General features: G+C 60.3%; 2 rRNA genes. Both read right to left on the bottom strand.

The features are described from left to right. Positions 1–535: ribosomal RNA gene (locus F8S13_27580) — 23S ribosomal RNA — on the bottom strand; the annotation flags it as partial. Positions 536–762: 227 nt separating this feature from the next. Further along, a 16S ribosomal RNA gene (locus F8S13_27575) occupies positions 763–2245 on the bottom strand. Positions 2246–2254: the final 9 nt, after the last annotated feature.

Below are 2254 nucleotides of genomic sequence, written 5' to 3'. Positions count from 1 at the left end.
GGTACTTTTCACCGTTCCCTCACGGTACTGTGCGCTATCGGTCACTGGGTGTAGCTCGCCTTGGGGAGTGGGCTCCCCAGCTTCACACTCCCTTGCCCGTGGGGAGTGCTACTCAAGAGCGGAAGGCTGGATTGGTCAGCTGCTATCTACCCGACTCTCACGGTCTCTGGTGCAGTGTTCCAAACTGCTTCGATTGGCATTCCAAGGGCCAGTGGCACGAATCAGCGTGCCGTCTTCCGTCTTACAACCCGCATTCCGCAACGCCTGATCGCTTGACACGGAACACGTTTGGGCATGCCCCCGTTCGCTCGCCACTACTAGGGGGACGGTCCTACTTCCTCTGGGTACTGAGATGTTTCAGTTCCCCAGGTTCCCTCCGGCCAAGGCCGGTCATCACCGAGGTGATGGGGTTGCCCCATTCGGAGATACGAGGATCACAGCCTGCTCGCGGCTCCCCTCGTCTTATCGCAGCGTTGCCACGTCCTTCGTCGGCACCCAGCGCCGAGGCATCCACCGTCTGCGCATCATGTCTTCCCTGACCAGCCACCAGCGCGGCTCGGCACCGCGGGTGCGTGGCCCAGGGAAGGGACAAAGACCTCAATCTACTTGCAACAATTGGTTGGTAAGGTTCAGGCTGCCACATCACAAAGGATATGGCCAGCGGCTGCACCGCTGAATCGTGATGATGAGATGGAGCTTAGTTTCTCACCCGTTGTGTTGTTGGTTGGGTGGGAATGGACCCCGTGAGTGGGGCCGTGCTCCCTAGAAAGGAGGTGATCCAGCCGCACCTTCCGGTACGGCTACCTTGTTACGACTTCGTCCCAGTCGCGAACCCTGCCCTCGGCCGCTGCCTCCCCGAAGGGTTAGCACACGGACTTCAAGCATTGCCCACTCCCATGACGTGACGGGCGGTGTGTACAAGGCCCGGGTACGTATTCACCGCGCCACTGCTGATACGCGGTTACTAGCAACTCCGTCTTCACGGGGGCGAGTTGCAGCCCCCGATCTGCACTGGGGGACGGTTTGGCGATTTGCTCCCTATTGCTAGGTCGCTGCGCACTGTCCGTCCCATTGTAGCGTGTGTGTCGCCCTGGTCGTAAGAGCCATGCGGACTTGACGTCATCCCCGCCTTCCTCCCAAATGGGCAGTCGGGCCAGACACAGGTAACTGACCCCAGGGGTTGCGCTCGTTGCGGGACTTAACCCAACATCTCACGACACGAGCTGACGACAGCCATGCAGCATCTGTGCAGTGCCCTCGAAGGCGACGCTATTTCTAGCGCTTGCAACTGCATGTCAAGACCAGGTGAGGTGTTGCGTGTTGCGTCGAATTAAACCACACGCTCCGCTGCTTGTGCGGGCCCCCGTCAATTCCTTTGAGTTTTAAGCTTGCGCTCGTAGTTCCCAGGCGGGATGCTTACCGCGTGAGCTGAGCCGCCCAGCAGTGTCAATAACCACCAGACGGCGAGCATCCATCGTTTACGGCGTGGACTACCAGGGTATCTAATCCTGTTCGCTCCCCACGCTGTCGCACCTCAGTGTCAGGCCTTGCCCAGTGGGCTGGGTTCCCCCTTGGTGTTCCTGCCGATCTCTACGCATTTCACCACTACACCGGCAATTCCACCCACCTCTGCAAGCCTCCAGCCTGGCAGTCACCCATGGCGACGCCTCGTTAAGCGAGGCGCTTTCACACGAGTCTTACCATGCCACCTACGTGCGCTTTACGCCCAGTCAATCCGGACAACGCTTGCCCCCTCTGTATTACCGCGGCTGCTGGCACAGAGTTAGCCGGGGCTTATTCGCCAGGTACGGTCCGTGTCATCCCTAGCAAAAGCAGTTTACAACCCGAAGGCCGTCATCCTGCACGCGGCGTTGCTCGGTCAGGCTTGCGCCCATTGCCGAAAATTCCTTGCTGCTGCCTCCCGTAGGAGTCTGGGCCGTGTCCCAGTCCCAGTCTGGCTGGTCGTCCTCACAGACCAGCGACCCGTCATTGGCTTGGTAGGCCGTTACCCCACCAACAACCTGATGGGCCGCAGGGCCACCCGGGAGCGCCTTTCGGCTTTCCTCCTCAGAGCGTATGCGGGATTAGCACCGCTTTCGCGGTGTTGTCCCCCACTCCCGGACAGGTCCCCACGTGTTCCTCAGCCGTTCGCCACTCAGTGCCCGAAGGCACCGCGTGCGACTTGCATGCATTAGGCACGCCGCCAGCGTTCGTCCTGAGCCAGGATCAAACTCTTCATCGCTGGTGTAGCACT

The organism is Chloroflexia bacterium SDU3-3 (genome assembly GCA_009268125.1).
Lineage (GTDB): Bacteria > Chloroflexota > Chloroflexia > Chloroflexales > Roseiflexaceae > SDU3-3.
The sequence above is the reverse complement of the archived record's forward strand: the minus strand, read 5'-3'. Positions and strand labels throughout refer to the sequence as shown.